The following is an 18,536-nucleotide window of genomic DNA, read 5'->3' on the forward strand; positions in this document are numbered from 1 at the left end:
GCGAGAGAGCAAGCCATCTTTTTGCGCGCTTGCGGCATCACCGCCGGAGGCACGGGGGTGAAACTCGGGACTGAGGCATCAGTAATGACAGCATTATGGGTGATCGTGCTCTGCGGAGCGCTTGCGATCGTATACTCCGCCTGGGCGACCACGTCGGTGCTCGCTGCCGACCAGGGCAATGCGCGGATGCAGGAAATTGCCGCCGCGGTGCGTGAAGGCGCGCAGGCCTATCTGAAGCGCCAGTACATGACCATCGCCGTCGTCGGCGTGGTGATCTTCGCGCTGCTCGCGTACTTCCTCGGCTTCCTCGTCGCGGTCGGCTTCGCGGTCGGCGCGATCCTGTCGGGCGCTGCCGGCTTCATCGGCATGAACGTCTCGGTCCGCGCCAACGTCCGCACCGCGCAGGCCGCGACCACCTCGCTCGCCGGCGGCCTGGAACTCGCGTTCAAGGCGGGTGCGATCACCGGCCTGCTGGTGGCCGGTCTCGCGCTGCTCGGCGTGACGCTGTACTTCATCTACCTGATCCACTTTCTGGGTCTGGCTGCGAACAGCCGCACCGTGATCGACGCGCTGGTCGCGCTCGGCTTCGGCGCCTCGCTGATCTCGATCTTCGCCCGTCTCGGCGGCGGCATCTTCACCAAGGGTGCGGACGTCGGCGGCGATCTCGTCGGCAAGGTCGAAGCCGGCATTCCGGAAGACGATCCGCGCAACCCGGCCACGATCGCCGACAACGTCGGCGACAACGTCGGCGACTGCGCCGGCATGGCCGCCGACCTGTTCGAGACCTATGCGGTGACCGCGGTCGCCACCATGGTGCTCGCCGCGATCTTCTTCGGCACCGCCGACAAGATGGCGCTGCAGAATGTGATGACGCTGCCGCTCGCGATCGGCGGTATCTGCATCATCACCTCGATCATCGGCACCTTCTTCGTCAAGCTCGGCGCCTCGCAGTCGATCATGGGCGCGCTCTACAAGGGCCTGATCGCCACCGGCGTGCTGTCGCTGTTCGGCGTCGCCGGCGCGATCTACTGGCTGGTCGGCTTCGGCGCGCTGCCGGGCGTCAGCTACACCGGCATGGCGCTGTTCCAGTGCGGCATCGTCGGTCTCGCCGTCACCGGCCTGATCATCTGGATCACCGAGTACTACACCGGCACCGACTTCCGTCCCGTGAAGTCGATCGCCCAGGCCTCGGTCACCGGCCACGGTACCAACGTGATCCAGGGCCTCGCCATCTCGATGGAATCGACCGCGCTTCCCGCGATCGTGATCATCGCCGGCATCCTGATCACCTACAGCCTCGCGGGCCTGTTCGGCATCGCGATCGCCACCACCACGATGCTGGCGCTGGCCGGCATGGTCGTCGCGCTCGACGCCTTCGGTCCGGTCACCGACAATGCCGGCGGCATTGCCGAAATGGCCGGCCTGCCGAAGGAAGTGCGCAAGGCCACCGACGCGCTCGACGCCGTCGGCAACACCACCAAGGCGGTCACCAAGGGTTACGCGATCGGCTCCGCCGGTCTCGGCGCGCTGGTGCTGTTCTCGGCCTACAATGAAGACCTCAAGTTCTTCATTGCCGCCAAGAACCCATACTTCGTCGGCGTCGCGCCCGACTTCTCGCTGACCAACCCCTACGTCGTGGTCGGTCTGCTGTTCGGCGGCCTGCTGCCGTATCTGTTCGGCGCGATGGGCATGACCGCAGTCGGCCGCGCCGCCAGCGCGATCGTCGAGGAAGTGCGTCGCCAGTTCCGCGAGAAGCCGGGCATCATGAAGGGCACCGACAAGCCGGACTACGGCAAGGCGGTCGACCTGCTGACCAAGGCGGCGATCAAGGAAATGATCATTCCGTCGCTGCTGCCGGTGCTGTCGCCGATCTTCGTCTACTTCGCGATCTACGCGATCGCGGGTGGTGGGCCGGCCGGCAAGTCGGCGGCGTTCTCCGCAGTCGGCGCGATGCTGCTCGGCGTCATCGTCACCGGCCTGTTCGTCGCGATCTCGATGACCTCGGGTGGCGGCGCCTGGGACAACGCCAAGAAGTACATCGAGGACGGCCATTTCGGCGGCAAAGGCTCTGACGCCCACAAGGCCGCGGTGACCGGCGACACCGTCGGCGACCCCTACAAGGACACCGCGGGCCCCGCGGTGAACCCGATGATCAAGATCACCAACATCGTGGCTTTGCTGCTGCTGGCGGTCCTGGCGCACTAAGCGTCAAGCAAACGCTCCAAAACAAAACCCCGCGGCGCGAGCCGCGGGGTTTTTGTTTTGGGCTGGACTGATAAGATGCGCACACTCGCAGGGAGGCGCGCGGTGGTGCCGATCGAAACCAGGCGACTGGAGGCCAATGGCCTGTATTTCGCCATCGACGAGGCGGGACAGGGCAGCACGGTCGCGCTGCTGCTGCATGGTTTTCCGGAATGCCGCGCGTCGTGGCACCTGCAATTGCCTTTTTTGGCCGAACTCGGCTGGCACGCCGTCGCGCCTGATCTGCGGGGCTATGGCGGCTCGAGCCGGCCGCACGGCAGGGCCGCCTACACGATCGAGCGCCTCACCGACGACGTTGCCGCGATGTTCGCGGCGCTCGGCGGCAAACACAGGGTGCTGATCGGCCACGATTGGGGCGGAGTGATCGCGTGGCAGACCGCTCTGCGCGGCAAGATCCACCTCGACGGGCTGATCATTCTCAACGCGCCGCACCCCGACGTGTTCGCCCGCGAGCTTCGCCACAGCTGGCGGCAGAGACTGCGGTCCTGGTACGTCGCCTTCTTTCAGCTGCCATGGCTGCCGGAATGGCTGATGACGCGGGACGACGGCGCGGCGCTGGTGAAGATGTTCAGGAGCCAAAGCCGCAAGATCCCGGCCGAGCAGCTCGAGATCTATCGCCGCAACGCCATTCAGCCCGGCGCGGCGACCGCGATGCTGAACTATTACCGCGCCAACATCTCCGGTCTCGGCGGCGGCGCGGGCAGCAATCCGACGATCACGGTGCCGACGCTGATGATCTGGGGCAAGGATGACCTCGCGCTCGACATCGCACTGACGGACGGCAACGAGGCCTATGTCGAGGACTTCACCCTGCACAAATTGCCGCGCGTGTCGCATTGGGTACAGCAGGATGCGCCCGACGAGGTTAACGCACTGATCGCAGATTGGGCACGGCAAAAGGGGCTGGCGTGAGCGGCGCAAACGCGGCGATCTGTCCCCACAGGCGACGCCGCAATTTGCGGGCGGCTCTGGAGAAAATCGATCCGCACAAGTAGTTGCGGCGGCTGCGATACCGGAGCCGGGCCGGTACGAGGAGCGGTCGATAGCGCGAGCCCGCTGGGTTCGGGTGCGACGTCATGGTCCGGCGGCGTTCTTGTGTTGGACACATTTTCGTTGCTAACGGCTGTGGCAAGTCGACATCTTGGCGGCGCCGGCGATTCAGGTTGTTGTGCGGCGACATTCGGCGGTGCGATAGCCCTCGGTGGTCCACTGAGAGGTTGCGTGCCTCGTCGCGATTGAGGCCGACGCTGCTCGACCAAACATATCGATCACGGCAAACCTATTCAGGTGACATGTTGAAAGATCATTCGCGTCGTTCGACCGGTTTAATCGCTTGCGCGATCGCCGTGATGTCGCTGACGTCCTGCACCGACCAGGGCGCTGCGCCCACCGCGACTGCAGCGGCTCTCCCCGAGGTCGGCGTCGTCACGGTCGAGGCGAGACCGGTGACACTCACCAAGGAGCTGCCCGGGCGCATCACGCCGATGCGAATCGCAGAGGTCAGGCCCCGCATCACCGGCATCGTGACCGAACGCGCCTTTCAGCAGGGCAGCCTGGTCGAGGCCGGGACAGTGCTGTACCGGATCGATCCCGCGCCATTCCAGGTTGAACTCGACAAGGCCCGCGCGGCGCTCGCGAAGGCGGAAGCGGTGCTGTATCAGGCGTCCCGCCAGGAAGACCGTCTGAAGAACCTTCTGACCGGGCAGGCCACGACCCAGGCGCAGTACGAACTCGCGGTCGCCTCCGAGCGCCAGGCCGAGGCCGAGGTGTCGGCCCAGAAGGCCGCGGTCGACCAGGCGCAGCTCAACCTCAATCTGGCGACGGTGAGGGCGCCGATCAGAGGCCGCATCGGACGGGCGCTGGTCACCGAAGGCGCGCTGGTCAACCCCAACGAGACCTCGCAGCTGGCGACCATTCAACAGCTCGATCCGATCTATGCCGACTTCACGCAATCGGTCGGCGAGCTCAGCCAACTCAAGCACGATCTCGCCGAAGGCCGTCTGAAAAAAGTGTCTTCGGAAGCGGCGCGGGTCCGCTTGGTGCTCGACGACGGCACGCCCTACGATCACGTCGGCCGGCTGCTGTTCTCGGACGTCAGCGTCGATCCCGGCACGGCCAGGGTGACGCTGCGCGGCGAATTCCCCAATCCCCAGGCCGATCTGCTGCCGGGCATGTATGTGCGGGTGCAGATCGAGGAGGGGATCGACATCGACGGCATCGTGGTCCCGGCCCAGGCGGTTCAGCGGACAACGGCTGGCTCCGCCGCAATTTTCGTCGTCAACGATGTCGGGCGAGCGATGCTGCAGCCGGTGCGGGCGGGCCGGACGCTCGCAAACGGAATCCTGATCGAGGAGGGGCTGAAGCCGGGCTGGCGGATCGTCGTCGACGGCTTTCAGAAATTTTCGCCGGGCGCCGCGGTCAAGCCGGTGCCGTGGGAGAGCGCCGGCGCGGATGCGCGGAGCAAGCCGAACTGACCGCAGCCCCCATCCCCGGAGACTATCCCGATGTCGCGCTTTTTCATTGCCCGTCCGATCTTCGCCTGGGTCGTTGCGATCTTCATCTGCCTCGCCGGGGTGCTGGCGCTGCCGTTCCTCCCGGTCGCGCAGTATCCGATCATCGCTCCGCCATCGATTTCGATCGCGACGGTCTACCCCGGCGCCTCGACCCAGAACTTGTACTACGGCGTCACCCGGCTGATCGAAGAGGAGCTGAACGGCGCCGCCGGCATCCTCAGCTACGAGTCGACCAGTGACACCACCGGCGAGGTCGAGATCATCGCCTCGTTCCAGCCCGGAACGGACATCTCAAAGGCGTCGGTCGACGTCCAGAATCGCATCAAGCGGATCGAGCCTCGGCTGCCGGAGCCGGTGCGCCAGGAGGGCATCGCCATCACAGAGGCGAGCAGCGCCATCCTGCAATTCGTGACGCTGACCTCGAGCGACAACAGTCTCGACGAGATCGGCCTCGGCGACGTCGCCACCCGCTATGTGCTGCCGGAGCTTCGGCGTTTGGCCGGCGTCGGCCGCGTCCGGCTGTTCTCGACCGAGCGGGCGATGCGCATCTGGCTCGATCCCGACAAGCTGCTCGGCCTCGGCCTGACCGCCCAGGACGTCGACGCCGCGATCGAGGCGCAGAATGCCCCGGTCGCCTCCGGCCAGCTCGGGGTGCAACCAACGCCGACCCGGCAGCGCCTGCAGAACATGGTGCTGGTGAAAGGCCAGCTGGATTCCCTCGACGAGTTCGGCGACATCGTGCTGCGCGCCAATCCGAACGGCTCGACCGTGCGCCTCGCCGACGTCGCGCGGCTCGAGGTCGGCGGCCTGTCCTATTCGTTCTCGACCCGTCTCGACGGCCGCCCGGCCGCCGCTGTCGCCGTTCAGCTCGCTCCCTCCGGCAACGCCCTCGCGACTTCGGCAGCCGTGAAGGCCCGGATGACGGAATTGGCTGCGTTTTTTCCGCCCGGCGTGAAGTACGAAGTGTCCTACGACGTCACCCCGGTGATCGCCGCATCGGTCAAGAAAGTGCTGCTGACTCTCGGCGAGGCGGTGGTGCTGGTGTTCCTGGTGATGTTCCTGTTTCTGCAGAACATCCGCTACACCATGATACCCACCATCGTGGTGCCGATCGCGCTGCTCGGAACCTGCGCGGTGCTGTTCGCACTGGGTTTCTCGATCAACGTGCTCACCATGTTCGGAATGGTGTTGGCGATCGGCATTCTGGTCGACGACGCTATCGTGGTGGTCGAGAATGTCGAACGCATCATGTCCGAAGAAGGACTGTCGCCACGCGCCGCGACCGAGAAGGCGATGGAGCAGATCACCGGCGCAGTGATCGGCATCACGCTGGTGCTGATGGCGGTGTTCGTTCCGATGGCGTTTTTCCCGGGCTCTGTCGGCATCATGTACAAGCAGTTCTCGGCGTCCATGGTGGTGTCGATCGGCTTCTCGGCGTTCCTGGCTTTGTCGCTCACGCCGGCGCTGTGCGCGACCCTGCTGAAGCCGGTTGAAAAGGGCCATGGCCACGCCACGCGCGGGTTCTTCGGTTGGTTCAATGGCCGGCTCGATCGGGCGACCCGCAGCTACGGCCGTGCGACCCGCTGGATGGTGGCACGGGGTGGGCGCTTCATGCTGGTCTATCTGGCGCTGCTCGTCGGAGTCGGCTTTGCGCTGTGGCGTCTGCCCGGCGGCTTCGTGCCGATCGACGATCAGGGATTCGTGATGGTCGACGTGCTCGCTCCGCCCGACGCCAGCGCGAACCGCACGGCCGATGTGGTGCAAAGCGTCGAAAAGACCCTCGCGGCCACGCCCGGCATCGACAAGATCACCTTCATCACCGGCTTCAGCTTTTTCGGCCAGGGCGCGAACACGGCGCAAGCCTTCGTCACGTTGAAGGACTGGTCGGAGCGCGGGCGAAACGAAACTGCCGACGCGCTGATCGCCCGCGTCAATCCGGAATTCGCCAAGATCCGGGACGCCGATGTGTCGATGCTGGCGCCGCCGCCGATCGACAATCTCGGCACCACCAGCGGCTTCAGCTTCCGCCTTCAGGACCGTTCGCAGCGCGGCTACGAAGCGCTGATGGGCGCCAAGGACGCATTGCTCGCCGCGGCAGCCCGCTCGCCGGTGCTGACCAATGTCGCGGTGGAAGGGTTGCCGCCCGCTCCACAGGTCCGTCTCGATATCGACCGGCGAAAAGCCGCGGCGCTCGGCGTCACGTTCGCCGCCATCAACTCGACGCTCTCGACCAATCTCGGATCGAGCTACATCAACGACTTCCTCAATCTCGGCCGGATGCAGCGTGTGATCGTGCAGGCCAACGACGACAAGCGCGTCAAGCCTGAGGATCTGTTGAGCTACAGCGTAAAGAACAGTACCGGCGAGATGGTGCCGTTCTCGTCATTCGCCCGCGTCGCCTGGGTGGTCGGGCCCACTCAGGTTGTCGGCTTCGACGGCTATCCGTCGGTGCGTCTCACCGGCAATCCGGCGCCCGGCTACAGTTCGGGCGACGCCATCGCCGAGATGGAGCGGCTGATGCGGGCGTTACCCGGCGGCTTCGGCTACACCTGGACCGGGCAGTCGTTGCAGGAGAAGCTCGCCGGCTCGCAGGCGGCCTTCCTGCTCGGACTGTCGATCCTGTTCGTGTTCCTGTGCCTGGCGGCGTTGTACGAAAGCTGGTCGATCCCCTTCGCGGTGATGCTTGCGGTGCCGCTCGGCGTGGTCGGATCGGTCGCCGCGGCGATGCTGCGCGGCTTGCCCAACGACGTCTATTTCACGGTCGGAATCGTCACCATCATCGGCCTGTCCGCAAAGAACGCGATCCTGATCATCGAATTCGCCAAGGAGCTGCGCGCCAACGGAACCCCGCTGGTGGAAGCGACCATCACCGCAGCCGAACTACGTTTCCGGCCGATCATCATGACCTCGCTCGCCTTCATTCTCGGCGTGGTGCCACTGGTGATCGCCAGCGGAGCCAGCGGCGCGAGTCAGCAGGCGCTCGGCACCGGCGTGCTCGGCGGCATGATCACCGCGACCGTGCTCGCGGTGTTCTGGGTCCCGGTGTTCTTCGTCGTGGTGATGCGGTTTTTCACGCGGCAACAGGACGCGCAGGCCTCGAGCGCGGACGCGTTGCCGACATCGCCGAGCCAATCGTCGTGATCGGGAGCCGGGTGGGCACCTCGCGAGCTAACCGCCGCGGCGGCGCCCACCAACACCGGTTCTGATCGAGAGAGAACCGGTGCGATGCTGGCTGCGAGCCGATCGGCCGCTCGAAAACGCTCTAACGGAAGCTGATCAGCTTGAACAGCGGCGCCAGATAGCTCATCTCCTGACCGGAGGTCGGCGTGGTGCGGCTGATGAAGTCGAAGATCTTGCCGTCCTGCATGCCATAATTGGCGATGCGGCGGACCTGGCGGTTCTGATCGAAATAGATCGCGATGACCCGCTGATCGACGACCTTCTGGGGCATGAACGCGACCATGCGCTCGGCGCGTTGCGAAATGTAGTAGAACACCTCGCCGTTCAGCGTCGCCACCGTCGACGGCGTGCCCATCACGATCAGCACCTGATCCTGGCTCGCGCCGATCGGAATCTGTTCGAGCGCGCCATTGGGCATGATATAGCCCTTCTGGAATTGCTCGGAGGTGCAGGCCGACAGTCCGGCGCCCAGCAGCGCCAGCGCCAGCGCCGGGCCGAGCCGACGACGGGCTATCGCGCGGAGGCCGTCGGGACGGCGTCGTTCGATCGAATGTCTCATTCGGAAGCTGGCTCCATCCCCTTGCAACGCGCAGGGCGTTGACGTACCGGGCAGACATTCGGATTGCAATCCCGAAGCGACTGCGTCAGGAACCCGTAATGATTTGGCCGTTCAATCACTTCCGTATGCCCCGGACGCCGCCGCGCGGCACCATTGAAGCGATCTATGGCATGATCGTGACGCAGGCGCGAGAACCGGCGTTTTATCAGCACTATGGCGTCGCCGATACGGTTAATGGCCGATTCGAGATGCTCGTCGTGCATCTGTGGCTGGTGTTGCGTCGGATTCGCGCCATTAAGGACGCCTCGACCTTCGCCCAGGCGCTGTTCGATTATTTCTGCAGCGATCTCGATGCGAATCTGCGCGAAATCGGCGTCGGCGACCTGACGGTGCCGAAGCGGATGCAGGCGTTCGGCGAGGCGTTCTACGGCCGCTCGGCGGCATACGATCTGGCGCTGACCGAGGGCGACGAGGCGCTGGCGATGGCGCTCGACCGGAACGTTCTCTACGGCGCCGACATTGAAAACGCGCGTCGGCTCGCGGCCTATGTCGGGCAGGTCATCAAGACACTCGACGGTATCGAGCCGTCCAAGCTGCGCAGCGGCGAATTGCGGTTTCCCAAGCCGCTTGCGGCCTGAGCGCGGAAGGAAAGATGATGAGCGGCGATAATCCCTGGCGCGTGCCGATCGTGGTGATGCAGATTCCGGAGATCGGGTTGCATCGCGAGATCGAGGCGGGCGAGGCCGAACGTGCGGCGATGGCCGTGCTGGGCGATCTGCGCGAGATCGTATCGGCCAGGGCTGCGTTCGATTTGACGCCGGAGAGCGGCGGCCGGGTCCGGGTCACCGGTCGGGTGCAGGCGAAGGTCGGTCAGACCTGCGTGGTGACGCTCGATCCGATCGAGAGCACGATCGACGAGACGGTCGACCTGACCTTCGTGCCGCCGGAGCAGATTCGCGAATTGTCCGAAACGGTCGATGACGACGGCGAGCCCGATCCCGGCGATCCGCCGGAGGCGATCGAGCGGGGCATGATCGACCTCGGACGGGTCGCCGCCGATGCTCTGTTTCTCGGCATCGATCCTTATCCGCGCAAACCCGCGGCGGTGTTCGAGCCGATCGTCGAGCCGGATGACCCGGGTGAGCACCCGTTTGCGGCGCTGCAGGCCCTGAAGACACCCGCAAAGCCGCCGCGCTCGCGCAAGCCGAAGGGCGATTGACGCCGGCGCGGACGGATAACCGCGTCGAACGCGTCGAATTCGCAAGTGAGGCCGCATTTTCCACAGGCGAATGCGACTTAAATCTGCCCGCTCAAGATGTTGTATCGGGGCGGAGAACGGCTATTGTCCGGCTCAATCGGCGTGCAGCGCTGCACGCTCGAGCGCCCCTCCGGGGTATGATCAAGTCGCGGCCAAGCGCATCAGGCCGCAAGCGAACGGGTTTCCGAAACGCATGCCCCAGAAGGTTCGAATCGCGCTTGACGCAATGGGTGGTGATTTCGGTCCATCAGTCGTCATTCCAGGAGCCGCCATCGCGCTCGGCCGTCACCCCGACGCTGAATTCCTGCTGTTCGGCGACAGCGCGCTGATCGACAAGGAACTGGCGGCGCATCCGGCGCTGAAGAAAGTGTCGCGCGTCGTCCATACCGACGTCGCCGTCAGCATGCACGACAAGCCGAGCCAGGCGCTGCGTCGCGGCCGCAAGGTGTCGTCGATGTGGCTGGCGATCGAGGCGGTGAAGAAAGGCGAGGCCGACGTCGCGGTCTCCGCCGGCAACACCGGCGCGCTGATGGCGATGGCGCGATTCTGCCTGCGGACGCTGCCCGGAATCGACCGCCCGGCGATCGCGGCGACCTGGCCGACCGTGCGCGGCGATTCGGTGGTGCTCGATCTCGGCGCCACGATCGGCGGCGACGCGGCGCATCTCAAGGCGCTGGCGGTGATGGGCGCGGCGATGGCCAGCGTGCTGTTCGACCTCGAGCGACCGACCGTCGGCCTGCTCAATATCGGCGTCGAGGAGATCAAGGGCGGCGAGGAGATCCGGGAGGCCGCCGAGCTGCTGCGCGCGATGCAGTCGCCGCCATTCGAGTTCATCGGCTTCGTCGAAGGCGACGGCATCGGCTCGGGCGCCGCCGACGTGATCGTCAGCGAAGGGTTCAGCGGCAATATCGCGCTCAAGGCGGCGGAGGGAACCGCCCGACAGATCATTCAATTGCTGCGCGATGCGATGTCGCGGACGTGGAGCGCCAAGATCGGCTATCTGTTCGCGCGCGGCGCTTTCCGGGCGCTGCGGGACAAGATCGACCCGAATAAATCCAATGGCGGCGTCTTCCTCGGACTTAACGGAATCGTGGTCAAAAGCCACGGCGGAACCAATGCCGACGGCTTTGCCTATGCGGTGGATGTTAGCTATGACATGGTCCGCTACGATCTCCTGACCAAGATCAATCAAACGCTCAATCGTGAAACTGGCGCGCTGGTCTCGACGCCGTCCGCGCAGGAGGCTGTCTCGTGACGATGGTTCGTTCGGTTGTCCTGGGCTGTGGTTCCTATCTGCCGGAGAAGGTCCTCACCAACGCCGAACTGGCCGCAAAGGTCGACACCTCGGACGAATGGATCGTGCAGCGCACCGGCATTCGGGAGCGCCACATCGCCGCCGAGGGCGAGTACACCTCGCATCTCGCCATCAAGGCCGCGCAGGCGGCGCTGGAGAATGCCGGCATCGACGCGCAGTCGATCGATCTGATCGTGCTGGCGACCTCGACGCCGGACAATACCTTTCCCGCCACGGCAGTCGCGGTGCAGGCTGCGCTCGGCATCCACCACGGCGTCGCGTTCGACCTCCAGGCGGTTTGCTCGGGCTTCGTTTTCGCCGTGGCGACCGCCGACAACTTTTTGCGCGCCGGATCTGCAAAACGCGCGCTGGTGATCGGCGCCGAAACGTTTTCGCGCATCATCGACTGGAACGATCGCGGCACCTGCGTGCTGTTCGGCGACGGCGCCGGCGCGATCGTGCTGGAAGCGCAGGAAGGATGGGGCACCTCCGCCGATCGCGGCGTGCTGACCACGCATCTGCGCTCCGATGGCCGCCACAAGCACAAGTTGTATGTCGACGGCGGACCGAGCACGACGCAGACCGTCGGGCATCTGCGGATGGAAGGCCGCGAAGTCTTCAAGCATGCAGTCGGGATGATCACCGGCGTGATCATCGACGCCTTCAACGCCAGCGGCACAAGCGCCGACAACGTCGACTGGTTCGTGCCGCATCAGGCCAATAAGCGGATCATCGATGCTTCGGCGCAAAAACTTCATATTGCACCGCAGAAGGTGGTGATGACCGTCGACCGCCACGGCAACACTTCGGCAGCGTCGATTCCGCTGGCGCTGGCGGCGGCGGTCGCCGACGGCCGCATTCAAAAGGGGCATCTGGTGCTGCTGGAAGCCATGGGCGGCGGCTTCACCTGGGGCGCCGCGCTGCTGCGCTGGTAGTTGAGCGTGTAAGTTTTTAACAGCATTTCCATTGCGTTCCATGCTATTCTGAATGTCGGCGGAGGTTGACCGCCGGTGGTTAAACTCATAGTTTCAGTATAGATTTTTCTTTCGCCGTGAGGTGGGCAGGCGATGACCGGGACCGGACGAACAGTCACACGTGTCGATCTTTGTGAGGCGGTCTACCAAAAGGTAGGTCTGTCGCGCACGGAGTCGTCGGCATTTGTCGAACTGGTACTGAAAGAGATCACTGATTGCCTCGAGAAGGGCGAAACGGTGAAGCTGTCGTCGTTTGGTTCGTTTCTGGTTCGGCAGAAGGGACAGCGTATCGGCCGTAATCCCAAAACCGGGACTGAAGTGCCGATCTCGCCGCGCCGTGTGATGGTGTTCAAGCCGTCCGCGATCCTCAAGCAACGCATCAACGCCAACGGTTCCGCGCCCTCGATGTCGTCGTCCGCCAGCGCCGTGGATGATGACAAATCCGAGTCGGCATCCAGGACCTGACGAGGAGATTGCATTTGGACAAAGCGCCGGATGCATTCCGAACCATCAGCGAAGTCGCGGACGAACTGGACATTCCGCAGCATGTGCTGCGGTTCTGGGAGACTCGGTTCGTTCAAATCAAGCCGATGAAACGCTCGGGCGGCCGGCGCTACTACCGGCCGGACGACGTGGACCTGCTCAAGGGCATCCGCCGGTTGTTGTACGGCGAGGGCTACACCATTCGCGGCGTGCAGCGCATCCTCAAGGAACATGGCATCAAGTCGGTGCAGCGGCTGGCCGACAACGAAACCAGCGCCACCTTTGGCGCAGTCGAAGAAGCGATCGGCCGCACCGTCGCCGAGGAGGATTACGAACCGTCGGCGGGAGGCGGCGTCGATCTCGACGATGACGATTACGAGGGCGACCATGCGGGGGCTGACCTCCATGCGATGATGGAGGAGCCGGACCTGCGCGCCGCGCCCGCGCCGAACCGCGGCGGCGAAGCGCCGGCCGCGCGACGTGCCCCGGCGTTCGAGCCGGAGGACGAGGATGATCTGCCGGCGATGGCGGCGCCAGCGCCGCGGCTCAATCTCCCGCCGCTTGAATTGCCGCCTGTCAATGACGCACCCGCGCGCCCGCCGGTCGATCTGGCGCCGCTGCGGGCCGTATTGCACGACCTGATCGCCTGCCGCGAGGCGCTCGACGCTGCGATCAAGGACAGCTGAGGCCCCCGGATTCACCCGCCGGAAATCAGCGATTTGACGCCGCGCGCCTTGCGCGCAACGTCGATCGAAGCTACAGCATCAGGGCCGAAACGGCATCGGAGCGTGGCGCAGCCCGGTTAGCGCACTAGTCTGGGAGACTAGGGGTCGAAGGTTCAAATCCTTTCGCTCCGACCATTTCGCCACCGGCGGCGATCGCGCAACTTTAAACCCAATCACCGTGATCGCTGCATTGTTTCCCCTGTTGCGGGTCATCGTCGACGTTCGCGCAGCTTCCGCGATTCATCAAAATGTCATAGCGTCACCGCCTTCGCCGCCTTCAGGAGAACAAGCGATGCGACTCCGTGTGCGAAAGGCCGCTCATTTTCTCGAACGCACCGGGCTGGCGCTCGCAGGGGCGGCGTGCGGGACGTTCGTCGGTGCGCATGTCGGCACCAGTGTCGGGGCGCTGACCACGGTCGCGTTTCTGCTGGCGATGATCGCGGTCGGCGCGATCGGGTTCTACCTCGGTATCGATATTCCGCCGCTGCCGTTCCAGGCCGGCGAGAGCGAGGCCGAGCACGCGGAGCGGGGCAAGGTCGACGCAGCCGAATTCCTCAGCGCGGTAGGCACCTTCTTCGCGACGCTCGCGGCGTTCGCGTCTGTCAGCCTGGTCGTGCTGCACCTGTCCTCGCACGTGTTCTGGACCGGGCTGATCATCATCGGCTGGCTCGGCGGCGTGACGATGCAGATCGTCGCCGGCGCCATCGCGCGGATGCGACGCTGAATCGCGACGGCCTTCTGCGCGCGGAAATTCCAGCCGACAACGAACCGCCCTCGCGAGGAGGGCGGTTGTCAGAACCAAGCCGGGGAGGACGCCCGCCGCCGCGATGAAAAGGGGCGGACGAGCGGTGGCGTTGGCTACTTCTTGCCGAGGAAGCCGGTCACCGCCGCCGGCAGCGGGATCCGGGCGACGAGTTGCGGCGCGAACACCACCGCCGCGATCCCCAGCGCAATCAGCACCGGCAGCAATTCGAGTTCGCTGACCTGCACCACCAGCCAGATCGCCACGATCAGCGCCGCGAGTTCGGCGGCGAGATACAGCAGCACCGTCGTAAAGCCGGGCCGCGACGAACCGGTCAGAGGCGGGGCGGTGAAGGCGATGAACACCGCGACGGTCAGAACCGCGACCAGCAGCAGAAACAGGAAGGCCGCGGTCTGAAAGGTGGCTGCCAGCATCGTCAATCTCCTCGCTACGAACAGAGGTGAAGACTAGGACGATTCCGTACAGCGCGGAAGCAGCGGCGATGTCAGGAACGCGCCTGACGACGAACGGCAGGCCGGCGCGCACCCCGATCCGCCCCACGGAGCTTGCGATGGACTCGCGCGCTCCGACCTTTAAGCTGCGACCCTGCAGCCGCGGCTCGAATCGCGGCGCGACGACATCAGGGGAAGGAAACGCGCGGCCATGAAGGATGTTGCCGGCAGGATTGCTGTGATCACCGGCGGCGGCACCGGCATGGGCCGCGAACTCGCCCGCCATCTCGCCGCAGCGGGCTGCCACGTTGCGATCTGCGATGTCTCGGCCGAGGCGATGGCGGAGACGAGACGGCTGTGCGAGGCCGACGGCCTGCCGCAGGGGCTGCGTGTCACCACCCACCTCGTCGACGTCGCGATCGAAGCGCAGATGACGCGTTTCCGCGATGAGGTCGCGGCGCAGCACCAGACCGACTGCATCCATCTTCTGTTCAACAATGCCGGGATCGGCGGCGGCGGCAGCATGATCGCCAACAGCCGCGAGCAATGGGAGCGCACCTTCGCGATCTGCTGGGGCGGCGTGTATCTCGGCACGCGGATCTTTCTGCCGATGCTGATCGCGGCGGACGAGGGCCACATCGTCAACACCTCGAGCGTCAACGGCTTCTGGGCCTCGATCGGACCGACCACGCCGCACACCGCCTATAGCGCGGCGAAATTCGCCGTGAAGGGGTTTTCCGAAGCGCTGATCGGCGATCTGCGGCTCAACGCGCCGCACGTCAAATGTTCGGTGGTGATGCCGGGCCATATCGGCACGTCAATCGTCGCCAACTCGCGCAAGATCCAGAACAACGCTGCCGCCGATGACCTCAGCGCCGACGAGATCGCCGCCGCCCGGCGCCGGCTGTCGGCGGCCGGAATGGACCTGTCGCAGACCTCCGACGACGACATTCGCGCGATGGTGAACGAGCGGGCGCGCAGCTTCCTCGAGGACGCGCCGACAAGCGCAGCGGCTGCGGCGCGCAGCATCCTCGACGGCGTGCGTGAGGAGCGCTGGCGTATCCTGGTCGGCGACGACGCGCATCTGCTCGACCAGCGCGTGCGCACCGCGCCGGAGCGCGCCTATGAAGTCGATTTCTACCAGAGTTTCGCGACCGAAGTCGGCTGGAAGCTCGGGTAATGCGGTCGGGCTACGACGTTCGCTCGAAATCCGTATGAGAAGTACAAAACCCGACAGGATGGTCCCCGTTCATTTCACCTCGGTGCCCCCCTTGTCAGCAATGCGTCGTGAGACGTGCGATACTCAGGTCGATCGACTTGACTATAGCTGCCGCAGAATACGGCACTGACGTTTCAGAGGTTCCTTCGATGAGCGACGCTCTCTCCACGCCGCAGGTCGCATTGCCGGCCCAACGCCCGACTCCTTTCCTGACGCTGTCGCTCGGCTCGATCGGCGTGGTCTATGGCGACATCGGCACCAGCCCGCTCTATGCGCTCAAGGAAAGTCTGAACGCCGCGACCGCCGGCAACGCGCTGACGGAAGCCATGGTGCTCGGCGTGATGTCGCTGATGCTGTGGACGCTCGTCATCATCGTCACGTTGAAGTACGTGCTGCTGATCATGCGCGCCGACAACCACGGCGAGGGCGGCACACTGACGCTGATGGCGCTGCTGCAGCATGTGATGCACCGGCGCTTCGCGGCGATCTCGCTGCTCGGCATGGCCGGCGCCGCGCTGTTCTACGGCGACGCCATCATCACGCCGGCGATCTCGGTGCTGTCGGCGGTGGAAGGTCTCAAGCTGGTCGCGCCGGCGTTCGACCCGTACATCCTGCCGCTGTCGATGGCGATCCTGATCGGCCTGTTCGTCGTTCAGTTTCGCGGCACCGCGGCGGTCGCCGCCTGGTTCGGGCCGATCATGTTGCTGTGGTTCACCGTGATGGCGCTCGGCGGCATCATGAACCTGATCACCGATCTCTCCGTGCTGCGCGCGATCAATCCGCTGTATGGCGTCGACTTCCTGCTGCATCACGGCCGCGCCGGGCTGCTGGCGCTCGGCGCGGTGTTCCTCACCGTGACCGGCGCGGAAGCGCTGTATGCCGACATGGGACATTTCAGCCGCAGGCCGATCCAGTTTGCATGGTTCGCGGTGGTGTTCCCGGCGCTCGCGCTTTGTTATCTCGGGCAAGGCGCGATGCTGATGTCGCATCCGGAACGACTGGAGAACCCGTTTTTCTTCCTGTTTCCGGAGTGGGCGCTGCTGCCGATGGTCGGGCTCGCCACAGCGGCGACGATCATCGCCAGTCAGGCGGTGATCTCGGGCGCCTATTCGCTGACCCAGCAAGCGATCCAGCTCGGATTGCTGCCGCGGATGGAAATCCGCCGCACCTCGGAGACCGAGAAGGGCCAGATCTACATTCCGCGCGCCAACTGGCTGCTGCTGATCGCAGTGCTGTATCTGGTGTTCGCGTTCAAGTCCTCGAGCGCGCTGGCCTCGGCCTACGGCATCGCGGTGACCGGAACGATGGTGATCACCAGCGTCATGGCTTACTTCGTGATGCGGAAATGCTGGAAGTGGTCGGTGGCCACCTCGGCGCTGATCATCGCGCCGTTCCTCACCGTCGACCTGATTTTCCTGATGGCGAACATGCTGAAGATCTTCGAGGGCGGCTGGATTCCTCTGGTGATCGGCGGCGGCCTGATGGGCGTGATGATCACCTGGCGACGCGGCACCAAGATCGTCGCCAAGAAGACCGTCCGCGACGAAGTCGATCTCGGCGATTTCATCAAGTCGATCTCCGGATCTTCGTCGATCAGCCGTGTGCGCGGGGTCGCGGTGTTTCTGACCGGCAACCCGAACTCGACGCCGACCTCGCTGATGCACAATCTGAAGCACAACAAGGTGCTGCACGAAAAGAACGTGATCCTGCGCGTCGTGACAGAAGACGTGCCACGCGTGCCGGAGGCCGAACGATCCTCGGTGGAGATCGTCAACGACCTGTTCTCGCGGATCGAACTGCGGTTCGGCTACATGGAAAGCCCCAACGTGCCGAAGGCGCTGGCCGCCTGCGCGGACCGTGGCTTCAGCTTCGACATCATGAGTACGTCGTTCTTTCTGTCGCGACGGGTGATCCGTCCGGCTGTGCCATCCGAGATGCCGCGCTGGCAGAGCCAGCTGTTTGCCAACATGGCGAAATGGGCCGACGATGCCAGCCTCTATTTCCGAATTCCGACCGGACGCGCGGTCGAGGTGGGGATGCAGATCAATGTCTGACGATGCGGCGACGATGCAGGACGAAACTTTCGACTTCGCGACGATCGTCGCCGACCTCAACACGCTGCTGCGGCTGAAAACCACCGTGATCGGGATGAAGATGTTCGCGACCGCCGCCGAGATGGAGGCGATCCCGAAAATCCGCCGGCCGAACGCGATCCACACCACGGATCAGATCGTCAGCATGGCGTCGCGGCTGGGCTGGACCGTCGGCATCACCGGCGACGATCTGGTCGGCGCGCAGTGCCGCGCGGTGATCGGACTGGGGCCGCAGGACGAGCAGTGGCTCGCCGGGCGCTCCTATGTCGGCGTCTGGCACGCCACGAAGGACGACGCGAGCAAGCGGCAGCACGCGCTGAGCGTGGTTCCGTTCGGCAAGTATCAGGCGATGGCGGTTTCGCCGCTCGCAAGCGGCCGGCTGAACCCCGACATCTGCCTGGTCTACGCCACGCCGGGACAGATGATCATCCTGATCAACGGCCTGCAATATTCCGGCTACAAGAAGTTCGAATGGGGCGTCGTCGGCGAGACGGCTTGCGCGGATTCCTGGGGCAGGGCGCTGCTCACCGGCGAACCCAGCCTGTCGCTGCCGTGTTTTGCCGAGCGCCGCTACGGCGGCGTGCCGGACGAAGAGATGCTGATGGCGCTGCAGCCGGCGCATCTCGTCAAGGCGATCGACGGGATGAAACAGCTCGCCAAGAACGGCCTGCGCTACCCGATCGCGCCCTATGGCATCCAGGCCGATGTCCGCGCCGGCATGGGCGTATCGTATGGGGAAACGTAGAGCTTTCTCGGTTCTGATAGAATCAGAACCGGAAACG

Annotated in this window: 16 protein-coding genes and 1 tRNA gene; 15 read left to right on the forward strand and 2 right to left on the reverse strand. The window is 65.0% G+C overall.

Going from position 1 to position 18,536, the window contains the following annotated elements; translation table 11 throughout:
• Positions 1-84: 84 nt before the first annotated feature.
• The 4 genes from BMY71_RS11695 to BMY71_RS11710 all read left to right on the forward strand — a co-directional run bounded on the left by BMY71_RS11695 (position 85) and on the right by BMY71_RS11710 (position 7,916).
• Complete coding sequence (locus tag BMY71_RS11695) at positions 85-2,205, forward strand: sodium-translocating pyrophosphatase (RefSeq protein ID WP_011503084.1); 2,121 nt, start codon at positions 85-87, stop codon at positions 2,203-2,205.
• A 75-nt stretch (positions 2,206-2,280) separates the two neighbouring features.
• On the forward strand, positions 2,281-3,174 hold the full coding sequence (locus tag BMY71_RS11700) for an alpha/beta fold hydrolase (RefSeq protein ID WP_244526038.1): 894 nt from the start codon (positions 2,281-2,283) through the stop codon (positions 3,172-3,174).
• A gap of 380 nt (positions 3,175-3,554) precedes the next feature.
• A complete protein-coding gene (locus BMY71_RS11705; protein WP_011503086.1) occupies positions 3,555-4,736 on the forward strand; it encodes an efflux RND transporter periplasmic adaptor subunit in 1,182 nt (393 codons plus the stop codon).
• A gap of 30 nt (positions 4,737-4,766) precedes the next feature.
• Positions 4,767-7,916 carry a multidrug efflux RND transporter permease subunit gene (locus BMY71_RS11710; RefSeq protein WP_092683898.1) on the forward strand — a complete coding sequence of 1,050 codons (3,150 nt, stop codon included), beginning with the start codon at positions 4,767-4,769 and terminating at the stop codon, positions 7,914-7,916.
• Positions 7,917-8,037: 121 nt separating this feature from the next.
• Here BMY71_RS11710 and BMY71_RS11715 read toward each other — a convergent pair whose 3' ends face one another.
• The gene (locus BMY71_RS11715) at positions 8,038-8,514 is read right to left on the reverse strand and encodes an outer membrane protein assembly factor BamE (protein ID WP_011503088.1); all 477 of its coding nucleotides are present in this window, start codon (positions 8,512-8,514) and stop codon (positions 8,038-8,040) included.
• Positions 8,515-8,612: 98 nt separating this feature from the next.
• Between BMY71_RS11715 and BMY71_RS11720 the strand changes: the two genes are divergently transcribed.
• The 8 genes from BMY71_RS11720 to BMY71_RS11755 all read left to right on the forward strand — a co-directional run bounded on the left by BMY71_RS11720 (position 8,613) and on the right by BMY71_RS11755 (position 13,972).
• Entirely contained in the window at positions 8,613-9,152 is a 540-nt protein-coding gene (locus BMY71_RS11720; RefSeq protein ID WP_092683900.1) for a ubiquinol-cytochrome C chaperone family protein, read from the forward strand.
• Between the two features lie 17 nt (positions 9,153-9,169).
• Complete coding sequence (locus tag BMY71_RS11725) at positions 9,170-9,733, forward strand: YceD family protein (protein ID WP_092684193.1); 564 nt, start codon at positions 9,170-9,172, stop codon at positions 9,731-9,733.
• Between the two features lie 232 nt (positions 9,734-9,965).
• A complete protein-coding gene (gene plsX, locus BMY71_RS11730; protein ID WP_011503091.1) occupies positions 9,966-11,027 on the forward strand; it encodes a phosphate acyltransferase PlsX in 1,062 nt (353 codons plus the stop codon).
• Positions 11,024-12,001, forward strand: coding sequence for a beta-ketoacyl-ACP synthase III (locus BMY71_RS11735; protein WP_011503092.1), 978 nt, complete (start codon positions 11,024-11,026; stop codon positions 11,999-12,001). The genes plsX and BMY71_RS11735 overlap by 4 nt, the downstream gene beginning before the upstream one ends.
• A gap of 132 nt (positions 12,002-12,133) precedes the next feature.
• Positions 12,134-12,505, forward strand: a complete 372-nt coding sequence (locus BMY71_RS11740; protein ID WP_011503093.1) for an integration host factor subunit alpha — start codon at positions 12,134-12,136, stop codon at positions 12,503-12,505.
• 14 nt (positions 12,506-12,519) lie between these two features.
• The gene (locus tag BMY71_RS11745) at positions 12,520-13,209 is read left to right on the forward strand and encodes a MerR family transcriptional regulator (RefSeq protein ID WP_092683902.1); all 690 of its coding nucleotides are present in this window, start codon (positions 12,520-12,522) and stop codon (positions 13,207-13,209) included.
• A 96-nt stretch (positions 13,210-13,305) separates the two neighbouring features.
• A tRNA-Pro gene (locus tag BMY71_RS11750) sits at positions 13,306-13,383 on the forward strand.
• A gap of 157 nt (positions 13,384-13,540) precedes the next feature.
• Entirely contained in the window at positions 13,541-13,972 is a 432-nt protein-coding gene (locus tag BMY71_RS11755) for a hypothetical protein (protein WP_011503095.1), read from the forward strand.
• Between the two features lie 134 nt (positions 13,973-14,106).
• On the opposite strand, the gene BMY71_RS11760 is transcribed toward BMY71_RS11755, so the two are convergent.
• Positions 14,107-14,424 (reverse strand): hypothetical protein, encoded by a 318-nt coding sequence (locus BMY71_RS11760; protein WP_011503096.1) that lies wholly within the window; start codon positions 14,422-14,424, stop codon positions 14,107-14,109.
• Between the two features lie 229 nt (positions 14,425-14,653).
• On the opposite strand from BMY71_RS11760, the gene BMY71_RS11765 reads away from it, so the two are divergent.
• The 3 genes from BMY71_RS11765 (at position 14,654) to BMY71_RS11775 (ending at position 18,499) form a co-directional block, all read left to right on the forward strand.
• A complete protein-coding gene (locus tag BMY71_RS11765) occupies positions 14,654-15,622 on the forward strand; it encodes an SDR family oxidoreductase (RefSeq protein WP_011503097.1) in 969 nt (322 codons plus the stop codon).
• A 188-nt stretch (positions 15,623-15,810) separates the two neighbouring features.
• Complete coding sequence (locus BMY71_RS11770) at positions 15,811-17,715, forward strand: potassium transporter Kup (protein WP_092683904.1); 1,905 nt, start codon at positions 15,811-15,813, stop codon at positions 17,713-17,715.
• Complete coding sequence (locus BMY71_RS11775; protein WP_244526039.1) at positions 17,708-18,499, forward strand: DUF169 domain-containing protein; 792 nt, start codon at positions 17,708-17,710, stop codon at positions 18,497-18,499. Before BMY71_RS11770 ends, BMY71_RS11775 begins: the two co-directional genes overlap by 8 nt.
• Positions 18,500-18,536 lie beyond the last annotated feature (37 nt).

The sequence above is a fragment of the Rhodopseudomonas pseudopalustris genome (assembly GCF_900110435.1).
In the GTDB taxonomy this organism is placed as follows: Bacteria; Pseudomonadota; Alphaproteobacteria; order Rhizobiales; family Xanthobacteraceae; genus Rhodopseudomonas; species Rhodopseudomonas pseudopalustris.